General features: G+C 67.0%; 25 protein-coding genes and 4 pseudogenes. 16 read left to right on the top strand and 13 right to left on the bottom strand.

Annotated elements, in window-relative coordinates:
* Nucleotides 1-126 precede the first annotated feature (126 nt).
* The 3 genes from KZO24_RS17620 (at nucleotide 127) to arfB (ending at nucleotide 2,528) form a co-directional block, all read left to right on the top strand.
* Nucleotides 127-1,293 (top strand): pyridoxal phosphate-dependent aminotransferase, encoded by a 1,167-nt coding sequence (locus KZO24_RS17620; RefSeq protein ID WP_271180828.1) that lies wholly within the window; start codon nucleotides 127-129, stop codon nucleotides 1,291-1,293.
* Nucleotides 1,294-1,446: 153 nt separating this feature from the next.
* Nucleotides 1,447-2,121: an RluA family pseudouridine synthase gene (locus KZO24_RS17615; RefSeq protein ID WP_271180827.1), complete on the top strand. Its 675-nt coding sequence runs from the start codon at nucleotides 1,447-1,449 to the stop codon at nucleotides 2,119-2,121.
* On the top strand, nucleotides 2,118-2,528 hold the full coding sequence (gene arfB, locus KZO24_RS17610; protein ID WP_271180826.1) for an alternative ribosome rescue aminoacyl-tRNA hydrolase ArfB: 411 nt from the start codon (nucleotides 2,118-2,120) through the stop codon (nucleotides 2,526-2,528). The genes KZO24_RS17615 and arfB overlap by 4 nt, the downstream gene beginning before the upstream one ends.
* Here arfB and KZO24_RS17605 read toward each other — a convergent pair whose 3' ends face one another.
* From KZO24_RS17605 to dksA, 5 genes are all read right to left on the bottom strand, one after another.
* On the bottom strand, nucleotides 2,529-2,714 hold the full coding sequence (locus KZO24_RS17605; RefSeq protein ID WP_430098487.1) for a hypothetical protein: 186 nt from the start codon (nucleotides 2,712-2,714) through the stop codon (nucleotides 2,529-2,531).
* Nucleotides 2,715-2,751: 37 nt separating this feature from the next.
* Complete coding sequence (locus tag KZO24_RS17600) at nucleotides 2,752-3,141, bottom strand: DUF4112 domain-containing protein (RefSeq protein WP_271180971.1); 390 nt, start codon at nucleotides 3,139-3,141, stop codon at nucleotides 2,752-2,754.
* Nucleotides 3,142-3,211: 70 nt separating this feature from the next.
* Complete coding sequence (locus KZO24_RS17595) at nucleotides 3,212-4,732, bottom strand: ABC transporter substrate-binding protein (protein ID WP_486486679.1); 1,521 nt, start codon at nucleotides 4,730-4,732, stop codon at nucleotides 3,212-3,214.
* A gap of 65 nt (nucleotides 4,733-4,797) precedes the next feature.
* Entirely contained in the window at nucleotides 4,798-5,172 is a 375-nt protein-coding gene (locus KZO24_RS17590) for a PilZ domain-containing protein (protein ID WP_008827780.1), read from the bottom strand.
* Between the two features lie 204 nt (nucleotides 5,173-5,376).
* Nucleotides 5,377-5,835, bottom strand: a complete 459-nt coding sequence (gene dksA, locus KZO24_RS17585) for an RNA polymerase-binding protein DksA (protein WP_036526871.1) — start codon at nucleotides 5,833-5,835, stop codon at nucleotides 5,377-5,379.
* 325 nt (nucleotides 5,836-6,160) lie between these two features.
* Between dksA and KZO24_RS17580 the strand changes: the two genes are divergently transcribed.
* Nucleotides 6,161-6,496, top strand: coding sequence for an SEL1-like repeat protein (locus KZO24_RS17580; protein WP_036526870.1), 336 nt, complete (start codon nucleotides 6,161-6,163; stop codon nucleotides 6,494-6,496).
* 1 nt (nucleotide 6,497) lies between these two features.
* On the opposite strand, the gene KZO24_RS17575 is transcribed toward KZO24_RS17580, so the two are convergent.
* The 5 genes and pseudogenes from KZO24_RS17575 to KZO24_RS17555 form a co-directional block, all read right to left on the bottom strand.
* Complete coding sequence (locus tag KZO24_RS17575; protein ID WP_486486678.1) at nucleotides 6,498-7,634, bottom strand: GNAT family N-acetyltransferase; 1,137 nt, start codon at nucleotides 7,632-7,634, stop codon at nucleotides 6,498-6,500.
* Nucleotides 7,631-8,398 carry a glycerophosphodiester phosphodiesterase family protein gene (locus KZO24_RS17570; RefSeq protein WP_271180821.1) on the bottom strand — a complete coding sequence of 256 codons (768 nt, stop codon included), beginning with the start codon at nucleotides 8,396-8,398 and terminating at the stop codon, nucleotides 7,631-7,633. The genes KZO24_RS17575 and KZO24_RS17570 overlap by 4 nt, the downstream gene beginning before the upstream one ends.
* Complete coding sequence (locus tag KZO24_RS17565) at nucleotides 8,379-8,843, bottom strand: RidA family protein (RefSeq protein ID WP_008827775.1); 465 nt, start codon at nucleotides 8,841-8,843, stop codon at nucleotides 8,379-8,381. Before KZO24_RS17565 ends, KZO24_RS17570 begins: the two co-directional genes overlap by 20 nt.
* Nucleotides 8,830-9,491, bottom strand: a pseudogene (locus tag KZO24_RS17560) (HAD family hydrolase). Before KZO24_RS17560 ends, KZO24_RS17565 begins: the two are co-directional and overlap by 14 nt.
* On the bottom strand, nucleotides 9,488-9,772 hold the full coding sequence (locus tag KZO24_RS17555; protein ID WP_271180819.1) for a DUF3572 domain-containing protein: 285 nt from the start codon (nucleotides 9,770-9,772) through the stop codon (nucleotides 9,488-9,490). Before KZO24_RS17555 ends, KZO24_RS17560 begins: the two are co-directional and overlap by 4 nt.
* A 51-nt stretch (nucleotides 9,773-9,823) precedes the next feature.
* Here KZO24_RS17555 and KZO24_RS17550 point away from each other — a divergent pair, with 51 nt between their 5' ends.
* The 3 genes from KZO24_RS17550 to spt all read left to right on the top strand — a co-directional run bounded on the left by KZO24_RS17550 (nucleotide 9,824) and on the right by spt (nucleotide 11,729).
* Complete coding sequence (locus KZO24_RS17550; protein WP_271180818.1) at nucleotides 9,824-10,186, top strand: response regulator; 363 nt, start codon at nucleotides 9,824-9,826, stop codon at nucleotides 10,184-10,186.
* Between the two features lie 88 nt (nucleotides 10,187-10,274).
* Nucleotides 10,275-10,514, top strand: coding sequence for an acyl carrier protein (locus tag KZO24_RS17545; RefSeq protein ID WP_008827771.1), 240 nt, complete (start codon nucleotides 10,275-10,277; stop codon nucleotides 10,512-10,514).
* A gap of 6 nt (nucleotides 10,515-10,520) precedes the next feature.
* Nucleotides 10,521-11,729, top strand: coding sequence for a serine palmitoyltransferase (gene spt, locus KZO24_RS17540; protein ID WP_271180817.1), 1,209 nt, complete (start codon nucleotides 10,521-10,523; stop codon nucleotides 11,727-11,729).
* Nucleotides 11,730-11,769: 40 nt separating this feature from the next.
* Here the strand turns inward: spt and KZO24_RS17535 are convergent, their stop codons facing one another.
* From KZO24_RS17535 to KZO24_RS17525, 3 genes and pseudogenes are all read right to left on the bottom strand, one after another.
* Nucleotides 11,770-12,315 carry an NADPH-dependent FMN reductase gene (locus KZO24_RS17535; protein WP_271180816.1) on the bottom strand — a complete coding sequence of 182 codons (546 nt, stop codon included), beginning with the start codon at nucleotides 12,313-12,315 and terminating at the stop codon, nucleotides 11,770-11,772.
* A 77-nt stretch (nucleotides 12,316-12,392) separates the two neighbouring features.
* A complete protein-coding gene (locus KZO24_RS17530) occupies nucleotides 12,393-12,698 on the bottom strand; it encodes an usg protein (protein WP_271180815.1) in 306 nt (101 codons plus the stop codon).
* Nucleotides 12,699-12,825: 127 nt separating this feature from the next.
* Nucleotides 12,826-13,460 (bottom strand): annotated as a pseudogene (locus KZO24_RS17525) (YqaA family protein).
* Nucleotides 13,461-13,800: 340 nt separating this feature from the next.
* Between KZO24_RS17525 and KZO24_RS17520 the strand changes: the two are divergent.
* From KZO24_RS17520 to KZO24_RS17480, 9 genes and pseudogenes are all read left to right on the top strand, one after another.
* The gene (locus KZO24_RS17520; RefSeq protein ID WP_271180813.1) at nucleotides 13,801-14,310 is read left to right on the top strand and encodes a hypothetical protein; all 510 of its coding nucleotides are present in this window, start codon (nucleotides 13,801-13,803) and stop codon (nucleotides 14,308-14,310) included.
* 137 nt (nucleotides 14,311-14,447) lie between these two features.
* Nucleotides 14,448-14,855, top strand: coding sequence for a phage major tail protein, TP901-1 family (locus KZO24_RS17515; RefSeq protein WP_271180812.1), 408 nt, complete (start codon nucleotides 14,448-14,450; stop codon nucleotides 14,853-14,855).
* Nucleotides 14,852-15,160, top strand: coding sequence for a gene transfer agent family protein (locus tag KZO24_RS17510; protein WP_271180811.1), 309 nt, complete (start codon nucleotides 14,852-14,854; stop codon nucleotides 15,158-15,160). The genes KZO24_RS17515 and KZO24_RS17510 overlap by 4 nt, the downstream gene beginning before the upstream one ends.
* Nucleotides 15,157-15,324, top strand: coding sequence for a phage tail assembly chaperone (locus tag KZO24_RS17505; RefSeq protein ID WP_486486677.1), 168 nt, complete (start codon nucleotides 15,157-15,159; stop codon nucleotides 15,322-15,324). Before KZO24_RS17510 ends, KZO24_RS17505 begins: the two co-directional genes overlap by 4 nt.
* 12 nt (nucleotides 15,325-15,336) lie before the next feature.
* Complete coding sequence (locus tag KZO24_RS17500) at nucleotides 15,337-15,897, top strand: tail tape measure protein (protein WP_271180809.1); 561 nt, start codon at nucleotides 15,337-15,339, stop codon at nucleotides 15,895-15,897.
* Between the two features lie 11 nt (nucleotides 15,898-15,908).
* A pseudogene (locus KZO24_RS17495) lies at nucleotides 15,909-18,249 on the top strand (phage distal tail protein, Rcc01695 family).
* The gene (locus tag KZO24_RS17490) at nucleotides 18,246-19,067 is read left to right on the top strand and encodes a DUF2163 domain-containing protein (protein ID WP_271180807.1); all 822 of its coding nucleotides are present in this window, start codon (nucleotides 18,246-18,248) and stop codon (nucleotides 19,065-19,067) included. Before KZO24_RS17495 ends, KZO24_RS17490 begins: the two are co-directional and overlap by 4 nt.
* Nucleotides 19,064-19,477 carry a hypothetical protein gene (locus tag KZO24_RS17485; protein WP_271180806.1) on the top strand — a complete coding sequence of 138 codons (414 nt, stop codon included), beginning with the start codon at nucleotides 19,064-19,066 and terminating at the stop codon, nucleotides 19,475-19,477. Before KZO24_RS17490 ends, KZO24_RS17485 begins: the two co-directional genes overlap by 4 nt.
* Nucleotides 19,380-20,579 (top strand): annotated as a pseudogene (locus KZO24_RS17480) (phage tail protein); the annotation flags it as partial. The gene KZO24_RS17485 and the pseudogene KZO24_RS17480, both read left to right, overlap by 98 nt.
* Between the last annotated feature and the right edge of the window lie 14 nt (nucleotides 20,580-20,593).

The following is a 20,593-nucleotide window of genomic DNA, read 5'->3' as shown; positions in this document are numbered from 1 at the left end:
TTCGACAAGCTCAGCCTGAGCGGTTTTGAGAGCAGGTCTTTAAATTCCGCTCAGGCTGATCTTGTCGAAGCCCCCGCCGGACGATGCTTTGCGATCCTCGGCTCCTGTTCTAAGAGACGCCCCACAATGCACCTGTCCACCGCCCTTTCCCGCATCGCCCCGTCGCAGACCACGGCGATGACCGACCGCGCCACCCAGCTTCGCGAAGCCGGGCGCGACATCATCTCGCTCTCGGTCGGCGAGCCCGACTTCGCCACCCCGCCGCATGTGCTGGAAGCCGCCAAGGCCGCGCTCGACGGCGGGCAGACCAAGTACACCCCCGTGGGCGGCACCTCGCGGCTCAAGCAGGCCGCCGCGCTGCACTTCGCACGCGACCTCGGGATCGAGGTTCCGACGTCGCAAGTGACTGTCAGCGCGGGCGGCAAACAAGCGATCTTCCACGCCATGCTCGCCACGATCAGCGAGGGCGATGAGGTGATCGTCCCAGCCCCATGGTGGGTCAGCTATCCGGAAATCGTGCGCTTCGCCGGTGGCAAGGTGGTCCCGCTGCACACGCACGCCAAGGACAACTTCCGCTTCACCCCGGCCGACCTCGAAGCGCAGATCGGGCCGAATACCTTGTGGGTGCTGCTCAACAGCCCCGGCAACCCGACCGGCGCCTGCCTGCCCGCGGAAACGCTGCTCGGCATCGGCGAGGTGCTGCGCCATCATCCGCGCGTGCTGGTGATGTCGGACGATATCTACGCGCCGATCAACTATACGGGCGGCCCGCATGCCACGCTGGCGAACCTGTGCCCGGACCTTGCCGAGCGTATCCTGACCGTCTCGGGCGTCTCCAAGAGCCACGCGATGACGGGTTTCCGCATCGGCGTCGCCGCCGGGCCGGAGTGGCTCATCAAGGCGATGGAGCGGCTGCAGTCGCACTCCTCGGGCAACCCCTGCTCGATCAGTCAGGCCGCCGCCGTGGCCGCGTTCGAGGGACCGCAGGAATTTCTCGCCGAATGGTGCGAACGCTTCCGCGCCCGGCGCGACCTGGTGGTTTCGGCGATCAATGCGATCCCCGGCCTGTCGACGCCGGTGCCCGACGGCGCGTTCTACTGCATGGTCGATGCCGCGCCGCTGATGGAGCGCTTCGGCGACGACGCGAAGCTGGCGCTGCACCTGCTGGACCACGGCGTGGCGATCGTCCCGGCCTCGGCTTTCGGCGGGAAGGATGGCTTCCGCATCAGCTTCGCGGCCGACGAGGCCCAGTTGGTCGAGGCCTGCAGGCGGATTGCCGAGGCGGTGGGATAATCCTTTCCTTCGTCATTGCGAGCGCAGCGAAGCAATCCAGAGTCGAGCAAACCGCCCTGGATTGCTTCGCTGCGCTCGCAATGACGAACATTTAGGCTAAAGACGCATCAAGCGAATGGTCCTGCAGATTACGGGACGATGAAAGAAAGCACCATGCAACTCGAAATCCTCTTCGAAGACGGCGAAGCGCTCGTCATCGACAAGCCTGCGGGCCTTCCGCTCGACCGTCCCCGCGCGGGCGGCCAGTGCCTGGAAGACCGGCTCGACGAACTCAAGCTCGGCTTTCACCGCGAACCCGCGCCGGTCCACCGCCTCGACCGCGACACATCGGGCTGCCTGCTGTTGGCGCGCAACCCGAAGGCGCTCAAGCGCTTCTCCGCCGCCTTCGAGGAGCGCACAGTCGAAAAGCGCTATCTCGGCGTAGTTGCGGGCGAGGTCAGCGAGGACGAAGGCACCATCGCGCTGAACCTCTCCAAGGTCAGCACCGCGAAGGACGGCTGGCGCATGATCCCGGCGCGCAAGGGCAAGCCCGCCGTCACGCACTGGCGCAAGCTGGATGTACGGAACGGCCTGACCCTCGTGGAATTCCGCCCCGAGACTGGCCGCACCCACCAGATTCGCGTCCATGCCGCCTCGGGCCTCGGCTTCCCGCTGCTGGGCGATCCGGTCTACGGCACCAAGGGCGGCGCCCCGCGCACCATGCTTCACGCGGCCGGCCTGACCGTCCCGCGCGGCGACAAGGCCCCGATCGTAGCGGCCGCGCCCCTGCCTGCCGACTTCGCCGCCCTCGGTTTCGAGGACGTAACCCCGGAAGCAGCCCCCGAATGAGCGACGAGGTCGTCGAGCGCGCCTGGGCTCTCGCGACCGAGAGCTTCATCGCCTCGACCGGCCCGGGCGGGCAGAACGTCAACAAGGTGGCGACGGCGGTGCAACTGCGCCTCGACGTCTACGCCCTGCGCCTCACTCCGCCGGTATTCGCCCGCTTCAAGGAACTCGCCGGCAGCCGCATGACAGCGCGCGGCGAACTGGTGCTGACCGCGCGCCGCTTCCGCACGCAGGAAGCGAACCGCGCCGATGCCCGCGAACGCCTCGCCGACCTTATCACCGAGGCCCACAAGCTGCCTGAAAAACGCGCCAAGAGTCGCCTCAACCGCGTCGGCAAGGAACAGCGCCTGAAAGGCAAGAAGCTGCGCGGCTCGGTCAAGGCCGGGCGCGGCAAAGTCAGCTTCGACTGACTATCGAGCAGCCTCTGTAGCCTGCCCCTCGGAGGGTGCGACAGCCTCTACAGGCGGCCGCCGCTCGTCCAGCATCGCAGCGGCTTCGTCGAGCGCGCGCGCCTCGCCCATCGTCACGCCGCCGGGACCGGGCGCGGTGTCGGACTTGGAACAGGCGGCCAGTGCAAGCAGGGCCATGGCGGACAAGGCGGATCTCATGCTTCCGCCCATAGCCGTTCGATCGTCAGACGTCGATGACCCGGGTATGCGGGTAATGCTTGTCGAGATGCTTGCGGATGATCTTGAGATTGCGGCTGTTCGAGCGGAACAGGAAATCGAACAGATCGCCCGCCACGGGGATTGCGCCGACCAGCGTATCGAACCCGACATTGGCGGTCATGCGCGCCAGTTGCCATTTCGACATGCCGAGATTGCGCGCCTCCCAAACGAGGTAGAGGCCCATGGCCGCCGCGACGAGATCACCTGCGACCGGGACCAGCCCGACCACCGCGTCCAGACCGACCTGGCGGCGGAGGCCCGGCACCGTGAAGGCCCGCTCCAACACGCGCTCCAACGCTTCCACACGGCGGCGCACCGATACCGGATCGTTGCCGAACGGAAGCTCATAATCCATGCGCCGCGCCGATGGGTTGACCACGTATTCCAGCCTCTTGTCGAACCGCGACTTCACGAGCCGCTTTCGCTTATTTGGTGAGCCAGGCCAGCGGCATCGAGGGATGCCAGCCCCACGGGTTTACCGAGAACCCGTCGACGCTGCCGCGCACCAGCGACCAGCGGATCGGCGTGCCGAAGGGGATGAAGACGTTGGCACCGGTCAGTTCCGCCTCGGCCTCGGTCAGCAGGGCGGCGCGTTCGGCAGGCGTGGCGGCGCTCGCAGCCTCGGCCACGCGCGCATCGGCCTCTTGCGAGCAGAGCCCCCGGCCCGCCTGGCACGAAAGGCGATTGAGATACCACCCCGCGCGCGGATAGCGGGCGACGTCGTCGACGAGCGCAAGATCGGCACCATCGGCATCCTTCGCCCGATCGAGACCGACGCCGATCGTCGCGAAGTCGGCAACCAGTCGATTGAACAGGACGGTGGCTCCACTCCCCTCGGGAAGCCAGACCCTCAAGCGGACGTGGTGGGCTCCTGACTGTCGAGCGCCCGGCGCACGCTCCTGGGACGGTGTCCCCGCCGGCCCGTGCCATGATCTCACCCGCGCGGCCGCGATCGCGCGGCGCTGATCCAGCGTCTGCTCGCCCCAGCGTTCGCCGATGGTCCCAAGGTCGCCATCGAGGCTGGGGGTAACGATACGCGTGGTCGCGGACCAGCCGCCGAGGCCGAAAGGCGAGATCAACCCCTCCCGGTCCACCGCCATGGCCAGCGCCTCGCGGTTGGCGGGCTCGGACAGGAAGCCCTTGTCGTTCATCACGTGCAGGCCGAACAAACCGACCACCGGGTCGAGCTGGATCGTCCCGCGCAGGATACCGACCGAGCGGGTCTGCAGGAAATCCTGGATGCGTCCGCCGAGCACGAGATCGACGCTGCCGTCGTTGAACGCGGCCACGGCCTGCGCGCCCGGCAGCGCGTGCAAATGGATCTGTCGCGTGCGCTCGGCCCACTTGTCGATCGGCGGCAGGCCCAGCTTGGCCGGATCGATCGCGCTGAGCGTGGCGATGCTGCCCGATCGGGTCACGCTCATCGGGCCGGTGCCCTGCCCCTTGCGGTAAAGCCCCAGTTCCGGCTGGGCGAGAAGCTGGAGCAGGTAAGGCATCGGCCGCGTGAGGCGGATCTCAATCACGCGCCCGGCCATGGCGCGGACTTCGTCGATGCCCGCAAGGTCGTGCGCCAGCGGCCCGTCATCGAGCGCCTTAAGTGCAGCATTGATCGCACGGCGCGCAGATTCGGCGGTTATAGGCTCTCCGGTCGCCCAGTTGCCGTCGCGCAGGCGGAAGATGTAGCTCTGGCCGTCGTCCGTGACGATCCAGCGATCCGCAAGGGCGGGGATGACACGGCCCGCATCGTCGAAGGCAACCAGCCCCTCCACCGTCGAGGCGCGAACCAGTACGGCTCCGGCTGACAGACCGGCGCTTTCGGAAAACGGATCATCCGGCTCCCCGACCACGGCAACGCCCAGGGCCGAATTGTCGTAGCCACTGCAGGAGACGAGCATGAAGGCGGCCGCAACGGCCAGCACCCGCGAGGCTTGGCGCTTGGACAGCATGGAACAGGGAGTAGCCGATTTCCCGCGCCTCGCAACCGGCGCGCGGGATTTTTCCGCTTTCCCTCTCAGATCTTGCGCAGGAGCGTCGCGTCGGTCGTCGGGGCCTGGTAGTTGCGCAAGTAATCGGGGGTCATATGCTCGACCTGCCCGGCCTGGCCGGCCTGAGCGCGGGCGAGGCGCGGATCGATGTCCTCGCGGAAAGCGACGCCGAAGCGGCTTTCCTGCACCCAGGCGACCGAGCCTTCGACCCAGCCGATATTGCGGATGTTGACCGAGACGACGGTACCGCGCACGACGCGCACGTTGCCTTCGCCCATCATGCCGCCGGCCGAGAGGTTGCGCACCTTGATCCGGAAATCGCCGTCGAGACCGTCCACGCGAAGGTCAGCCATGAGGAACAGGCTGTCGCGCGCGATCTGCCGATTTTCACCTTGGTTCATGCGATCTTCGTCCGGGCGTTTCGAAATGCACGTCACGATCGTGCCGCCATTGCGCGGCAAACTACCGTGCTTTGGCCTATAATCCTAGCCGCCAATGGCAAACAAAGGCTTAATGTCCCGGCTCCGGACAGGATCGGAGCCGGGTCTTGACCTGATCGTGCGGAATTGCGCCACCGGCCCAAACCGGTGCCGCGATTCCAACAATCAGTCGTCGCGCGAGACTTTTTCGCGACGCTCGTGCGCTTCCTGCGCCTCGACGGTCATCGTCGCGATCGGACGGGCTTCGAGACGACCGAGGCCGATCGGCTCGCCGGTGACCTCGCAGTAGCCGTATTCGCCTTCCTCGATGCGGCGCATGGCCGAATCGATCTTGGCGATCAGCTTGCGCTGGCGGTCGCGGGTGCGCAGTTCGATACCCCAGTCGGTCTCGCTCGAGGCGCGATCGTTGAGGTCGGGTTCGCGAATCGGGCCGTCCTGCAACTGCTGCAGCGTGCCCGCTGCCGCATCGAGGATCGACTTTTTCCATGCCAGAAGCAGCCGCCGGAAATAATCCTGCTGTGCCTCATTCATGTATTCTTCGTCAGGTTCGGAAATGTAGGCGCCGCCAATTGCACGCTTTGCCTTGGCGAGTACATCGATTTCGTCAGCTAGGGCCGTTGCCATCCAGAGAAACTCCGCAGTGCTTCCACAGATCGCCAACGCCCTGCAGCCCCGAATTTTTTCCGGTAACCGTACAACGATCCGCAGTTGAGGCGGCCTATAATTCCGCACTCTTGACCGCACAAGCGTATATCCGTGGCGATCCACAAAATTCTTAACGCCGTCTCCGGGTGACACAGAGTTAATCCGCAGGAAGGGCCTGCGCGCAGTCGCCGTTAACCATTTCTTGATCGCCGTCGGACAGATTGGCCAAATCGAACGCAGGGGCCATTTGCAAACGATTGAGGTCCACGCGGTCACAACCCTTTTTGAAGGCACGGGGATTACGATGGAAACTGTCTGGATTAACCAGGATCTCGCCACGCCGGCCGCCGCGAACGACTTCGCAGGCGACATGCTCATCGCCGAGGCGCTGTCCGCCGCCGCGCAGGGCGATGCCTCGGCTTATTTCGATCTCGGTGTCGCCTTCTCGACCGGCAGCCACGGCGCCCCCTGCGACCTCATCGAAGCGCACAAGTGGTTCAACCTCGCCGCCGTGGGCGGGCACGAGGAAGCTACCGTCTGCCGCGCTGAAGTCGCCGACGACATGACGGCCCGTGAAATCGCCGAAGCCCAGCGCCGCGCGCGCCAGTGGCTGGGCGCGACGGTCCGCAAGGCTGCCTGAGCTAGGCCTTGCGGAAGGGCGAATGCCCGCCAAGCCGGAGCTGGTCGGTGGCGATCCCTGCCCGCTCCTGCTCGAGATATTCGGCAATCGCGGATCGCAGGCCGTCGTGGACGATGTAGTGCGCTGAGATCGTGCGCACCGGCTCGTATCCTCGCGCCAGCTTGTGCCCGCCCTGCGCGCCCGCTTCGACACGGCCTAGGCCCAGCCGGATCGCGACATCGATCGCCTGATAGTAGCACAGTTCGAAGTGCAGGAACGGCTTGTCGACGACGGCGCCCCAATAGCGTCCGTACAGCGCCTCCTCGCCGATGAAGTTCAGCGCGCCCGCCACCGGGTGCCCGTCTAGGAAGGCCAGCACCATCAGGATGCGATCGGCCATCGTCTCGCCCAGCAGGCTGAACGCCTCGCGCGTAAGATAGGGGCGTCCCCATTTGCGCGCGCCTGTGTCCTGGTAGAAATCCCAGAACGCTTCCCAGTGCGCCTCGGTGATCTCCTCGCCTGACAGAGCGCGAATCTCGACGCCCTCCTGCGCTTTCTCCCGTTCCTTGCGCAGATCCTTGCGCTTGCGCGACGACAGTTGCCCGAGGAAATCGTCGAAAGTCGCGTAGCCGCGATTCTCCCAATGAAACTGAATGTCCTCGCGCAGCAGCCACCCGGCGTTCTGGAACACGGGGACCTGCGCCGGTTCGATGAAGGTCGCGTGGGCGGAGGAGAGGCCATTGTCACGGCACAGCGTCTCCGCCGCGCGCAGTAGCGGCAGCATGAGTTCGGGATGCGGTGTCAGCAGGCGCGGGCCGGTGGCCGGGGTGAAAGGTACCGCAATCTGCAGCTTGGGATAGTACGAGCCGCCGGCCCGGTGCCAGGCATCGGCCCAGGCATGGTCGAAGACGTACTCGCCCTGCGAGTGCTCCTTCAGGTAGGCCGGAAGCGCGGCGGCGAGGCTGCCGTCAGGACCGTCGATCACCAGCGGTAATGGCGTCCAGCCGCTGCGGCCGCCGACGCTGCCCGATTCCTCCATCGCAGTGAGGAAGGCGTGAGCGACGAAGGGATTCGCCCCATCAGTCAACGCATCCCACTGATCGGCGGGCAGATCGCCCACGGCGCCGAGCAGGCGGGCGGTGAAGGCGCCCTCGCTCACGCGTCCCCTTCGCGAATCTCGAAAATGGCCGCATCGGCGTAAGCGGCGGCGCGCTCGTCGTGCTCGGGCGCGCGCACCGTCCAGGTCGCGACCGGCAGGCCCCGGCGGCGCTGGGTGGCGGCGAAGCGGCTCGGCAGATCGCGCACGTCGTAGGCGAGAAAATCCGGCCGCGCATGCCAGAGCCACAGACGGCGACGGATCTTGCCCGCCAACGCGCGATCCTCACCCTCGGAAATGATGAGGCCGCGCACGGTGTGGGGCGAATGGCGCCAGTACCAGCGCGATACGCGCGGGTCGAAACTCATGACGGCATGGTTGCCGGTATAGCCCTCCAGCACCCGGCGCACCGCCAGACACAGCGCGGCGATGCGCGCCTTGCGGTCGGACTTGATCTCGATGAGCACCGGCACCCTGCCGCCGACTTGCGCCAGAACCTGCCGCAGGGTCGGAATGGTCTCTGCCGTGCCCGACAGAGTTATCGTGCCCAGCTGCGCGGCGCTGCGGCGCTCGGTGGGGCCGCTCTCGCCGGTCAGGCGGTCGAGCGTATCGTCATGGAAGACGACCGGTTGCCCATCACCGGAACGCTGCACGTCCAGTTCGATGCCGTTGCCTGCCGCGATGGCCCTGGCAAAGGCCGCCCGCGAGTTCTCCGGCACGCCCGAACCGTGTAGCCCGCGATGGGCATAGTCCTGCGCCCCGATCCACGCGACCTTGCGCGGATCGGGTGCAGGTGCACGCCAGCGATCAAGCAGGGCGAACGGCAACGATGGCGTCCACTTCGACGGCGGCGCCCAGCGGCAGCACCGGCACGCCGACCGCGCTGCGCGCATGCTTGCCCGCATCGCCGAATACCGCGACCATTAGCTCGGAGGCGCCGTTGATGACCTTGGGCTGGTCGGTGAAATCACCGGTGGAATTGACGAAGCCGCCCAGCTTGACGATCCGCTCCACCCGGTCGAGCGAGCCGAGCGCGGCCTTGAGCTGCGCCAGGATCATCACGCCGCAGGCCTGCGCCGCCTCGGTTCCCGCCTCGATCGAGACGTCCTCGCCCAGACGGCCGGTGACGAGCTTGCCGTCCACGAAGGGCAACTGGCCGGAAACGTGGGCCAGGCCACCCGCCTCGACCACGGCAACGTACGCGGCAACCGGGGCCGCCGCCGCAGGCAGGGTCAGGCCGAGTTCGGCGAGACGGTCATCAATCTTGCTCATGGAATTCCTCTTCTTCGCGGGTCAGGCTGGGGGCCGTAAGATTGGTCAGCAGCCAGGGGAGCGCGGTCTTCCAGTCATCGATCCGCGCGTGGGCGTGGCCGAGCTGGAGAGCGCACTTGATGTTGGGGGCGATCTTCGGTTCACCGCACAAGTGCAGTCGGCGAACTTGGGGGAAACCTCGAAGACCGACCCGTGATGCTGCGACAGGTCGTCGATGAAGACCGCACGGCTGGGCCGGTACTCGTCGAGGATCGCCTGGAGCGCCGGGCCTTTCGGCCCCTGGTTGGTGAAGACGCGCAGCGGCATGCCGTGTTCGATCAGCTGCGCCTCGCGCGCCTCGCGGCGGAAATCCATGAGGTTGGTGAGGACCACCACGTCGGCGTGCTCGCGGATCGCGGCGATCGCATCGACGGCGCCTTCGATCGGCGTCTGGCGGTGCATCTGCAGATCGAAGAAGCCGTTGAGCAGCGTCCACATCTCCGCCTGTTCCAGCGGCGTGTCGCTGCCGATCCGGCGCATCGACTTGTAGAACTCGCCGTTCTCGATGTCGAAGTGGACGCCTTCTTCCTCGGCCAGCCAGTCGCGGAAGTGCTTGATCATGTGGAGCAGCACTTCATCGCAGTCGGTGATGAGCAGCGGTTTCGTCATGCGCCCAGCTTCCTTTGTGCGGCAACCAGCACCTCGGGCTGGACGCCCAGCGCATCGGCCGCGCCCAGCAGGTCCGGCTCGTGCGCGCACAGGAAATCCATCACCGCACCCAGCGTGGAGGGTTCACCCAGCGAGGCGCGCAGTTCCTCCGGCATCAGGCCGGTGAGCGAGAGGAAACGCTCGGCACGGTCCTGATCGCTCAGGACCCAGCCGAGGGCATTCAGGGCCAGCGCCTGCGGATCGGATGGGGATGAGGGCTCTCGAAGAATTGTCAGTCTCACTCGGACGGAATAGACGGGGTATATTACCCCAGATGGTCATCAGGGCGTCGAATGGCAAAGCGAATCCTCATTGTCGAGGACAACGATCTCAACCGGAAGCTGTTTTGCGACGTGCTTCGCAGTCAGGGCTACGCGGTGGAGCCGTGCGCCGATGGCCTCGATGCGCTCGACAAGGCGCGGCAATTCGTGCCGAATCTCGTCATCATGGACATCCAGCTGCCCAATGTCTCGGGGCTGGACCTGATCGAGGCGGCGAAGAAGGACCCCGTCCTGCGCACGATTCCCGTACTCGCGGTGACCGCTTACGCCGGCAAGGGCGACGAGGAACGCATCCGCGAGGCAGGCGCCGAAGGCTATCTGGCGAAGCCGGTTTCGATCGGCCCGTTCATGCAGGCGGTACGGGCGCTGCTGTAAGCGCGCCCTTGACATGTTACACCCGCGCCGCTTTTGCGCCGCAATTCCCGGCCAGAGAGCCGCCCGACGCTTTCGGAGTTAGATACCCATGGACCGCGCAGAGACTTCGGCCCGCATCGCCGCGCTGATCGAGCCCTTCAACAAGAAGGGCGTCGAAGTGACCGATGCCACCCGTTTCACCGACGACCTGGAGTTCGACAGCCTGACGGTGATGGACTTCGTCGCCGCGATCGAGGACGAGTTCGACATCATCATTTCGATGAATGCCCAGGCCGAGATCGAGAACTACGGCCAGCTCGTCGATGCCGTGGTCAAGCTCAAGGGCTGATTGCAAATGTCTGATACTACTGATCTTTTCAGCAAGTTCGATCCGCTCATCAAGATGCGGAGCGACCTTCTGGCCACCGGCGTGACCGATCCGTTCGGGCTGGTCATGGAGAAGGTGATCTCGCCCACCGTCGCCCTGTGCAACGGGCGCGAGACGATTTTGCTGGGCACTTACAACTACATGGGCATGACCTTCGACCCCGACGTGATCGCGGCGGGCAAGCAGGCGCTCGACGACTTCGGCTCGGGCACCACCGGCAGCCGGGTACTCAACGGCACCTACGCGGGCCACAAGGCGGTAGAAGAGGCGCTTTGCGACTTCTACGCCATGGACCACGCCATGGTGTTCTCGACCGGCTACCAGGCCAACCTCGGGATCATCTCGACCATCGCCGGCAAGGGCGATTACATCGTCCTCGACATCGACAGCCACGCCTCGATCTGGGACGGCTGCAAGATGGGCGACGCCGAAGTCGTGCCCTTCAAGCACAACGACATCGAGGCGATGGAAAAGCGCCTCAAGCGCATTCCCGAGGGCGCCGGCAAGCTGGTGATCCTCGAGGGCGTCTACTCGATGCTGGGCGACATCGCCCCGCTCAAGGAAATGATCGCGGTCGCCAAGAAGTACGGCGCCATGGTGCTGGTCGACGAGGCGCACTCGATGGGCTTCATTGGCCCCAACGGGCGCGGCGTGGCCGAAGAGCAGGGCTGCCTCGACGACGTCGACTTCGTGATCGGCACGTTCTCCAAGTCGGTCGGCACCGTCGGCGGCTTCTGCGTCTCGAACCATCCCAAGTTCGAGATCATGCGCCTGGTCTGCCGCCCCTACGTGTTCACCGCCAGCCTGCCGCCGAGCGTCGTCGCCACCGCGACCACCTCGATCCGCAAGCTGATGAACGCGGGCGAGAAGCGCGCGCATCTGTGGGACAGCTCGCGCACGCTGCACAAGGGCCTGACCGACGCGGGCTTCCAGCTCGGCACCACCGAACCGCAGAGCGCGATCATCTCGGTCATCATGCCCGATCTGGAACGCGGCGCGATGATGTGGGAAGCGCTGCTGCACGAGGGCCTCTACGTGAACCTCGCGCGCCCGCCGGCGACGCCTGCGAACATGACGCTGCTGCGCTGCTCGCTCTGCGCCGAGCATTCGGCAGAGCAGGTCCAGCAGATCATCGGCATGTTCACCCGCGCCGGGACTGCGGTGGGGATCATCTGACCTCGCATTCCTCCCCGAGCAAGCTCGGGGAGGAACTACGTCAGCTATGGATGGCCACGTAGTTCAGGAAAGCCGTCATCCAGCCGCCGAGGAAATCGGCCGACTGCGCGCCCACGGTGCCGTCCTCGTTCAATAGCCCGTCCTTCCACTGCAGGAACGCCTCGGGCGCGCCGAGCGTCGGCATGTCGAGATAGGCCAGCACGTTGCGCAAGTGCTGCTGCGCCAGCGCCGTCCCGATCGCGCCCACCGATACGCCGATCACCCCCGCCGGCTTGCCCGCCCAGGCGCTCTGCCCATAAGGCCGCGAGGCATTGTCGATCGCGTTCTTGAGTACGCCCGGCATCGAGCGATTGTATTCGGGCGTCACGAACATCACCCCGTCCGAACCCGAAATCAGCGCCTTCAGCGCCTTGACGCTCTCCGCCTGATCGCCATCGTCGTCCTGATCGTAGAGCGGCAGCGCGCCGATGTCGGCGAACGTGAAGTCATGCCCCTCGGCGGCGGGCAGGCGGATCAGCGCCTCGGCCAGCTTGCGGTTGAACGATTCGGCGCGCAGGCTGCCGACGACGACGGCGATCTTGGACATGGCTGTCTCCTCTTGCGGATGCGCCGGGTATCCACCCGCAGCATGTCAGGAGCAAGACCCCGTCAGTGGCCGGTCTGTCAGTGAATCGAGATGATCCCGTCCACCGCGCGCCATTCCTGCGGCCCGATCAGATGATTGTGGGCGATCCGCACCGAATGGAGCGGCCCCTCGATCTCGCGCGTCCAGTAGTCGAGGAAATCGCGCAGCACCGGGAAGCGCGGCGCCACGTCGTATTGCTGGAAAGCGAAGAGCTGCAGGAACCGGGGATGGTCGGGCAGGAAATAGTGGATCTCGACAGTCGTAAGGCCATAGCCCTCAAGCTGCCTGAGGAAATCCGCGGAAGCGCGGAAATCCGACGATGCTCCAACCGGTAGACCAGCCATAGCCCTCCTTCCGGCACCGCTACCTTGCGGTGCAGCACGGAGAGGATGACACAATGGTTACAGCCGTCAAGTCACTGCGAAGGGCGGAAAATTCCGTAGATGATGGGCCGCCGGCGTCGTGTGCCTCTCAGACCGTCTGCACCACCGCCGAAGCGCACTTCTCGTCGGTCTGCTTCGATCCGCCGCCGAGCAGCGAGACGGCGAGGAACCCGGCGATGATCAGCACCACGAAACCCACCGTCACCTTGCCCAGATGCTTGTCGATCACCGCCTTGATCGGCGCACCGAATAGGCGGAACAGCACGCCCACGATCATGAAACTGATCGAGCGCGAGACGATCGAGGCGCCCACGAACACCAGCAGGTTCATGCCGATGAAGCCCGCCGTGATCGTCAGCAGCTTGAACGGGATCGGCGTCGCGCCCTTCACGATGATGATCTCGGCGCCGTAGTCGCGCAGATAGCAGGCGGCCTTGGGGAAGCTCTCCGACAAGTGCAGCGCGTGCAGCAGCGCTTCGCCGAAAGCGGCATAGGCGAAGTGGCCGATCGCATAGCCCAGCAATCCGCCCGCCACCGATGCCACCGTGGCGATCGCGGCATAGCGAATCGCCTTCTTCGGCTCGGCCAGGCACATCAGGCCCAGCAGCGGGTGCGGCGGGACGGGAAAAAGCTCGCCTCCATGAAGGCGAAAGCGGCCAGCCACCAGCCGGCATGGCGGTGCGAGGCCTTGGCCATGGTCCATTCGTAGAGGCCGCGCAGCATTCGAGAATTCCCCCGGGAGACAGTCGGCACCCTGGTCAGGGCGCGATGATAGGATCCAACCACCCTCGTCATTGCGAGCGAAGCGAAGCAATCAAGGGCAGTGCAGAACGCCCTTGATTGCTTCGCTTCGCTCGCAATGACGAGTTCGCGGTAAAGTTATCGTGATCTAGAAGCCGCGCTGCATCGCGGCAAGCATCAACACGAAAACCAATTTGGTTATTTTTGTTGACATTGTTCCACCATTTGGGTACATAACAGGAACAACGCAGACACCCCCGAGTCGTCCCGCCGCTCTCTCCGGTTCGCGGACGTGCCCGCCTCTCCAGTACAGGATCCCCCCATGGTCGAGCCGAAGCAGGCTTCGCCCGGCGCGAAGACGCGCCGTCCGCGAACCAAGATCAGCGCCGCATTAATGGAAGAGGAAGAGGGCGACCTCAACAAGCACTGGCGCAAGTATTTCCTTGCCGCGCTGGCCGAAACCTCGAACGTCACCGCCGCGGCCGCCATCGCCGGTGCTCACCCCAGCCGTGCCTACAAGGTGCGCCGGCTGGACCCGGAGTTCGCCCGCAAGTGGCAGACCGCGCTGCTCGAAGGCTACCAGAACCTCGAACTCGAAGTGCTCTACCGCCTGCGCTTCGGCGAGGCCAAGGATGGCGCGGTCAAGTTCGACAACGCCAATGCCCTGCGCCTGCTCGGCCTCCACCGCGAGAACGTGGCGCGCGAAAGGGCAATGCGTGAAAACGAAGACGTCGCGGTCGTGCGCGCCGCCATCGACGCCAAGCTGGAACAGCTGCGCCGCCAGGTCGTCGCCCGCCGCAGCGCGGAGACGAAGGACGCCGCGAATGGCTGATTACGACTGGCTGCGCGAGGCGACCGAAGCCGAGATCGAGGAGCATATCGCCGCGCTCGATCCGGAGCATCGCCGCGAATGGACGTGGCACTGGAATCTCTGGGCGCGCCCCTCTCTTTCACCAAAGGAGCCTCACCATGCCCGCCCAGAAAGGCAGCGCCTTCCTCCTCAAGATCTCCAACGGCAGCGTCCCCGCCGCCTACCAGACCGTCGCCGGGCTGCGCACCACGCAGATGTCGGTCACCGGCGACGCCGTCGTCGTCACTTCCAAGGACAGCGGCGGCTGGCGCGAACTGCTGTCCGGAGCAGGCGTGCGCTCGGTCTCGGTGAGCGCGGCGGGGATCTTCCTCGGCAGCGCCGCGGAGGCACAGGTGCGCGCCAACGCCATGGCGGGCACGCTCGCCGACTACGAACTCAGCTTCGAGGACGGCGAACGGCTGCGCGGCAAGTTCCTCGTCCAGCGCCTCGACTACGCGGGCGATTTCAACGGCGAGCGCAACTACACGCTCCAGCTCGAAAGCTCGGGCGAGGTGGTCCCGGCATGACGCCCAACCCCCTGCGCGGCGAGGCGGCCATCGCCATCGGCCACGGCGCCTACGTGATGCGCCCCAGCTTCACCGCGCTCGTCGCCGCCGAGGAGGAACTCGGTCCCCTCTTCGCCCTCGTCGAGCGGGCGGGCGCGGGCGAACTTCGCCTCGCCGAGATGGCCACGCTGTTCTGGCACTGCCTGCCCGAAGCCGACCGGCCAAGCCGCGAAACGGTGGGCGCGGCGATCGTCGCCCAGGGCCTCGCCGCCTGCGCCGCGCCGCTGCGGGTGCTGCTCGCGCAAGTGCTCAAGGGCAGCGCGTGACTTTCGCGGCCGCCGCGCTGGCCCTTTGCGGCCTGTCCGCGCGCACGCTGGGGTGGCGGCCTGCCGAGTTCTGGGCGGCCACCCCGGCCGAACTGGCCGCCGCGCTCGGCCTGCTCTCCCCGGTGCGCCTGCGGGCTTCGACCGGGACACCCTCGTCAAGCTGATGGAAACCGATCATGGACGATGAAATCGACAGCCTCCTCGTCGAGGTCCGCGCCAGCACCGACGGCTTCGCCCGCGACATCGCGCAAATGCGCGGGGCCGTGGACGGCGACCTCGTCTCCGGCTTCACCCGCGCAGGCGACGCGCTGGAAAAGGGCCTGTCCGGCGCGATCCGCAAAGGCAGCCTGGGCTTCGACGACCTCAAGCGCACCGCCGCCTCGACGCTCGACGCCATCGCTGGACAGGCCGCGCAGACCTTGGCCTCGGCGCTGGTCGGCGGCAGCGGCGCGGGCGGCGGGCTGGACCTCTCCGGCCTGCTGACCGGCGCGCTCGGCCTGCCGGGCCGCGCCACCGGTGGCAACGTCGCGCCCGGACGCGGCTATGTCGTGGGCGAGCGCGGGCCGGAGCTGTTCGTGCCGACGTCCGCAGGCCGCATCGAGACCGGCGGTTCGACCAGCCGCGACGTGCGCGTGGCGATCAACCTCTCGGCCCCGCGCGGTTCCAGCGCGCCGCAGTCGCTGCAGCGCTCCAGCCGCCAGGTCGCGAGCGCCGTGCGCCGCGCCCTCTCGAACTGAGGAGAGACCTCATGGCATTCTGGCTCGCCAGCAAGCGCGAGGGGCAGGCGAGCGACTGGCTCATGCGCTTCGACCCGCGTTTCTGGACCCTCAACTTCCCGCGCCCGATGGTGGCGACGGTGGTGTCCACCGCCCCCGATGGCTTGCGCGTGGAAGCCTCGTTCCTGCGCAAGACCGACCTTGGCGGGCTGATCTGGGACAGCGTCGATGCGCTCGACCACCCCTGCTCGCCTACCGCACCGACCGCGATTATGCGCATACCTCGCTGCGGTTCCGCTGGCGGTCGGGCGGGCTGATCCCGCTCGACGCGATCAACGGCCCAACCCTCACCATCGAGGGCCGCGACGAAGCGGGCGCGTCGCATACCTGGTACGTGCGCCTCTGGAACTATGCCGAGGGGACGGGCGAGGACGCAGTCGTCACGCTCGATTTCTCGGCGCTCGACGGCGGCTACGCCCTGCCCGCCGACGCCGACCGAATCTGGCCCGGCGCGATCGAACGAATGTTCATCTCCTTCGCCCCGCCCGGCTATGACGACGCCAGCCCCGACCCGCTCCCCGCCGAGACCGAAGGCTGGTTCGAGATGACCGAAATCGCCACCGACGGCGCCCGCGCCATGCTGGAGATCGGCGACGTCGTCATGCCCGCGAACGGCCTCGCCATCGCCACCGGCTATGACGATCAGGGCATTCAGACCCCGGCCCGCCTGATCCGCGCCGTGCGCCAGCTCGGCTATCGCGGATCGGTGGTGCATTACCTCGGCATGAGCCACTATTTCCGGCTCGCGGCGAACGGCGGCCGATACCTCGCCGGGCAGGGCGGCGATCCGCTCAACGGCCCGACCCGTAGCTGGCACCGCGCCTTCTTCGCCGAGTGCCTCGCGGCGGGCCTCAGCCCGATGGCCTCACTATCCTACGAACTGCTCGACCAGCACTGCCCGGAAGACTGGAAGCAGCGCGACTTGGGCGGCAACCCGGCGCTGACCGGCTGGGATCCGCCCTCCACCCTGCTCTCGCCCGCGAATTCGCAGGCGATGGCCTGGCTGCAGACGGTCAGCGCGGCGTTCGCCGGATCGCTCGCCGAGGTGGGCGCACCCGTCCGCTTTCAGATCGGTGAGCCATGGTGGTGGACCTTCGGCGACGGGCGCATCTGCCTCTACGATGATGCAGCCAGGGCCGCATTCGGCGGGTCGCCCGCCGCCATTCCCGACATGCGCGCACCGCTCTCCCCAGCGCAGACGGCGATGCTCGATCAAGCAGGCGCGCTGCTGGCGCAATCGACCGCCGACCTCGTCGCGGCGGTACGCACGGCGATCGCACCCGCGCCGGTAGAGGCGCTGGCGCTGGTCTTCACCCCCACCCTGCTCGCGCCCGACATGCCCGAACTGAAGCGCGCCAACCTGCCGACCGGCTGGGCCGCGCCCGCGTTCGACCGGCTGCAGGTGGAAGACTACGACTGGCTCACCGCCGGTGCCGACGCCCACCGCCGCAAAGCCCATGCCGAAGTCGATGCCCGCCTCGGCTATCCGGCGCAGGAACAGGACTACCTCGCCGGTTTCGTCCTCAGGCCAAACCAGCGCGACCAGTGGCTCCGCATCGACGCCGGGATCGACGAAGCCCTGACCCGCGCCCCCCACGAAGTCGTAGTCTGGGCGCTGCCCCAGGTCGCGCGCGACGGATACGTGCGCCTCCCCCGCCGCCAACCTCAGGAGCCGACCCCATGCAGGCCTTCGACGACGTGCTCTACCCGCTCGCACTCGGCCGCGACGCGACGGTGGTGCCCGAATTCTCCACCAGCGTCTCGGTGACCGCCTCCGGCTTCGAGCGGCGCAATTCGCTGTGGTCCAACGCCCGGCTGCGCTTCGACGTCGGCCCGGGCGTGCGCTCCGAGGCGGAACTGGGCGCACTCATCGCCTTCTTCCGCGCCCGCCGAGGTCCCGCTCGCGGGTTCCGGCTGCGCGATCCCAGCGACTTCAGTTCGAGCGGCATGGTCGCCGCGCCCGGCCCGCTCGACCAGCCGCTCGGCACCGGCGACGGCATCAAGGCCGGGTTCCCGCTCATCAAGCGCTACGGCGAGGGCGAGGACGCGCAAGTCCGCCGCATCACCCGGCCCGATTTCGCAACGGTTCTCGTCTCCATCGACGGGGCGCTGCAGGTCGGCAACTGGACTCTGGCCGAACATGGCGTCGTCACCTTCGACGACGCCCCATCCATCGGCGCGGACATCCGCGCGGGCTTCCTGTTCGACGTCCCCGTCCGCTTCGCCGAAGACAGCCTCGAAGTCTCCGGCGCCGCCTTCGCCGCAGGCGAGGCGCCCAGCGTGCCCGTCGTCGAAATCCGGGAGGCGTCATGACCCGCCGCTGGTTCGCCGACGACCTCGAAACCGTCGCCACCTTCTGGCGCATCCTGCGCGGCGACGGGGTGGCGCTGGGGTTCACTTCGCATGACCGCGACTTGTGGTTCGACGGCGTGCTCCACCGCGCCTCGCCCGGCATGGTGCCCAGCGCCATCCGCAAGAGTGCCGAGTTCGAGCCCGACAGCGCCGAAGTGCGCGGCTCGCTCACCCATGAAGCGATCGACAGCGCCGACCTCGCCGCCGGACGCTTCGACGGCGCGCAAGTGCGCATCGGCCTCATCGACTGGGAGACGCTGGAGCACGAGGTACTCTACGCCGGAACCATCGGCACGGTCAGCGAGGACGACGGCGCCTTTTCCGCCGAACTCGTCTCGCGCAAGGCCGAACTGTGGCGCGATCCCACACCGCGCACCAGCCCGGCCTGCCGCGCCGGTTTCTGCGCCCCCGGCTGCAACCTCAACCCACAGAAGTTCACACGCGAAGTACGCCTCGTCAGCATATATACCGCCGCCAATGCCGCGCTGTTCGAAGGTACGCCCGAAGCCGCCAATCACGCAGGCGGAAGCCTGCGCTGGCTCGACGGCCCCCAGGCGGGCATCGCGATGGACGTTATGGGAGGAGATGCGAGCGGCCTGATCCTGGACGTCCCCCTCGCCGAGACGCTTGAGCCCGGCACCCGCGCCGTGCTGCGCGAAGGCTGCGACCACACGCTCGACACCTGCTCCCAGCGCTTCGGCAACGCCGTGAACTTTCGAGGCGAACCGTTCCTGCCCGGAAACGACATGCTCACCCGCTATCCCGGACCGGTTCAATGACGGGGGCGCAACTCGCATCGGCCGCCCTGGCGCTAGTCGGGACGCCCTTTCGCCTGCACGGGCGCGAGGCAGGCGTCGGCCTCGATTGCGTCGGCGTCATCGAGGCCGCGTTCGCACGGGCCGGTCGTAGGGTCCGCCTCGCCAACGGCTATCCGCTGCGCAATCGTACGGCTCCTTCTGCCTGGACGGCTCTCGCGAGCCTTGGGCTGGAGCCGGTCGACGGGGCACTTGTCCCCGGCGACGTGCTGATGATCCGCCCTTCCGCCTGCCAGCTACACCTCGCCATCGCGACCTGCGCCGCGCGCGTGGTCCATGCTCATGCGGGGCTGCGACGGGTGGTTCACGGCGGTCTGCCTTCCGAATGGCCGCGCCTGCACCACTGGCGCCTCACCTCAAATCCGGGAAACTGACATGGCCACGCTCGTTTTCGGAAGTCTCGGCACCATGCTGGGCGGCCCCCTCGGCGGAGCCGTCGGCTCGCTGGTGGGTCGCCAGTTCGACACTGCCCTGTTCGGCGCGACCGGCCGCGAAGGACCGCGCCTCAAGGACCTCGTGGTGACCACCTCGACCTATGGGCAAGTCATTCCCCGCCACTTCGGGCGCATGCGCACGGCGGGCTCGGTCATCTGGGCGACCGATCTCGTCGAGCGCAGTGAAGTTCAGGGCACCGGCAAGGCCAGCCCCTCGGTGACGACCTATAGCTACTCCGCCAATTTCGCCGTCGCCCTCGCCAGTCGACCTATCCGCGGGCTCGGCCGGATATGGGCGGACGGGCAGCTGCTGCGCGGCATCGACGGAGAGCTGAAGGCCACCGGGATCTTGCGCATCCACACCGGCACCGGTGACCAGTCGGCGGACCCGCTGATCGCCTCGGCCGAAGGTGCGGATCGCTGTCCTGCCTATCGGGGCGTTGCTTACGTGGTATTCGAAGACCTGGATCTGTCGGGCTTCTACAACCGCATCCCCTCGTTGACCTTCGAGATCATCGCCGACGACGACTTCTCACTGCAGGACATCGTCGGAGAGGTTATCGACGAGGTCGATTGCACCATCCCGCTCACCGGCGTCGTCGGTTACACCAGCGAAAGCACCCCCGCCGCCGACTTGCAGACTTTTGCCCAGATCATGCCCCTCGAACTGGACGCTTCCGGCGAGGATCTCGTTATCGCCCGCGACCGGCGACAGTCCGCCGCCATCGCACTGCCGGAGGCCGCCGTAACGACCGGAGACGACGATTTCGGCGCCCGGACCGGCTTCACCCGCCACCGCGCGGCGCCGGGCGTGAACCCGCCCTCGATCCTGCGCTACTACGATGTGGAGCGCGACTACCAGGCCAGCCTCCAGCGTTCCACCGGACGGCCCGTTGCCGGCGAACCCGGCGCCATCGATCTCCCCGCCGCCCTCGACGCGGCCACCGCCCGCGCCCTGATCGAGCGGACCGCGCGCCGCATCGACTGGACCCGCGACCGTATATCGTGGCGCACCTGCGAACTCGACGCGCAAATGGCCCCCGGCGCGCTCGTCAT

The organism is Novosphingobium sp. NFX11, from assembly GCF_057376415.1.
This window is presented reverse-complemented; position numbering and strand designations above follow the sequence as displayed.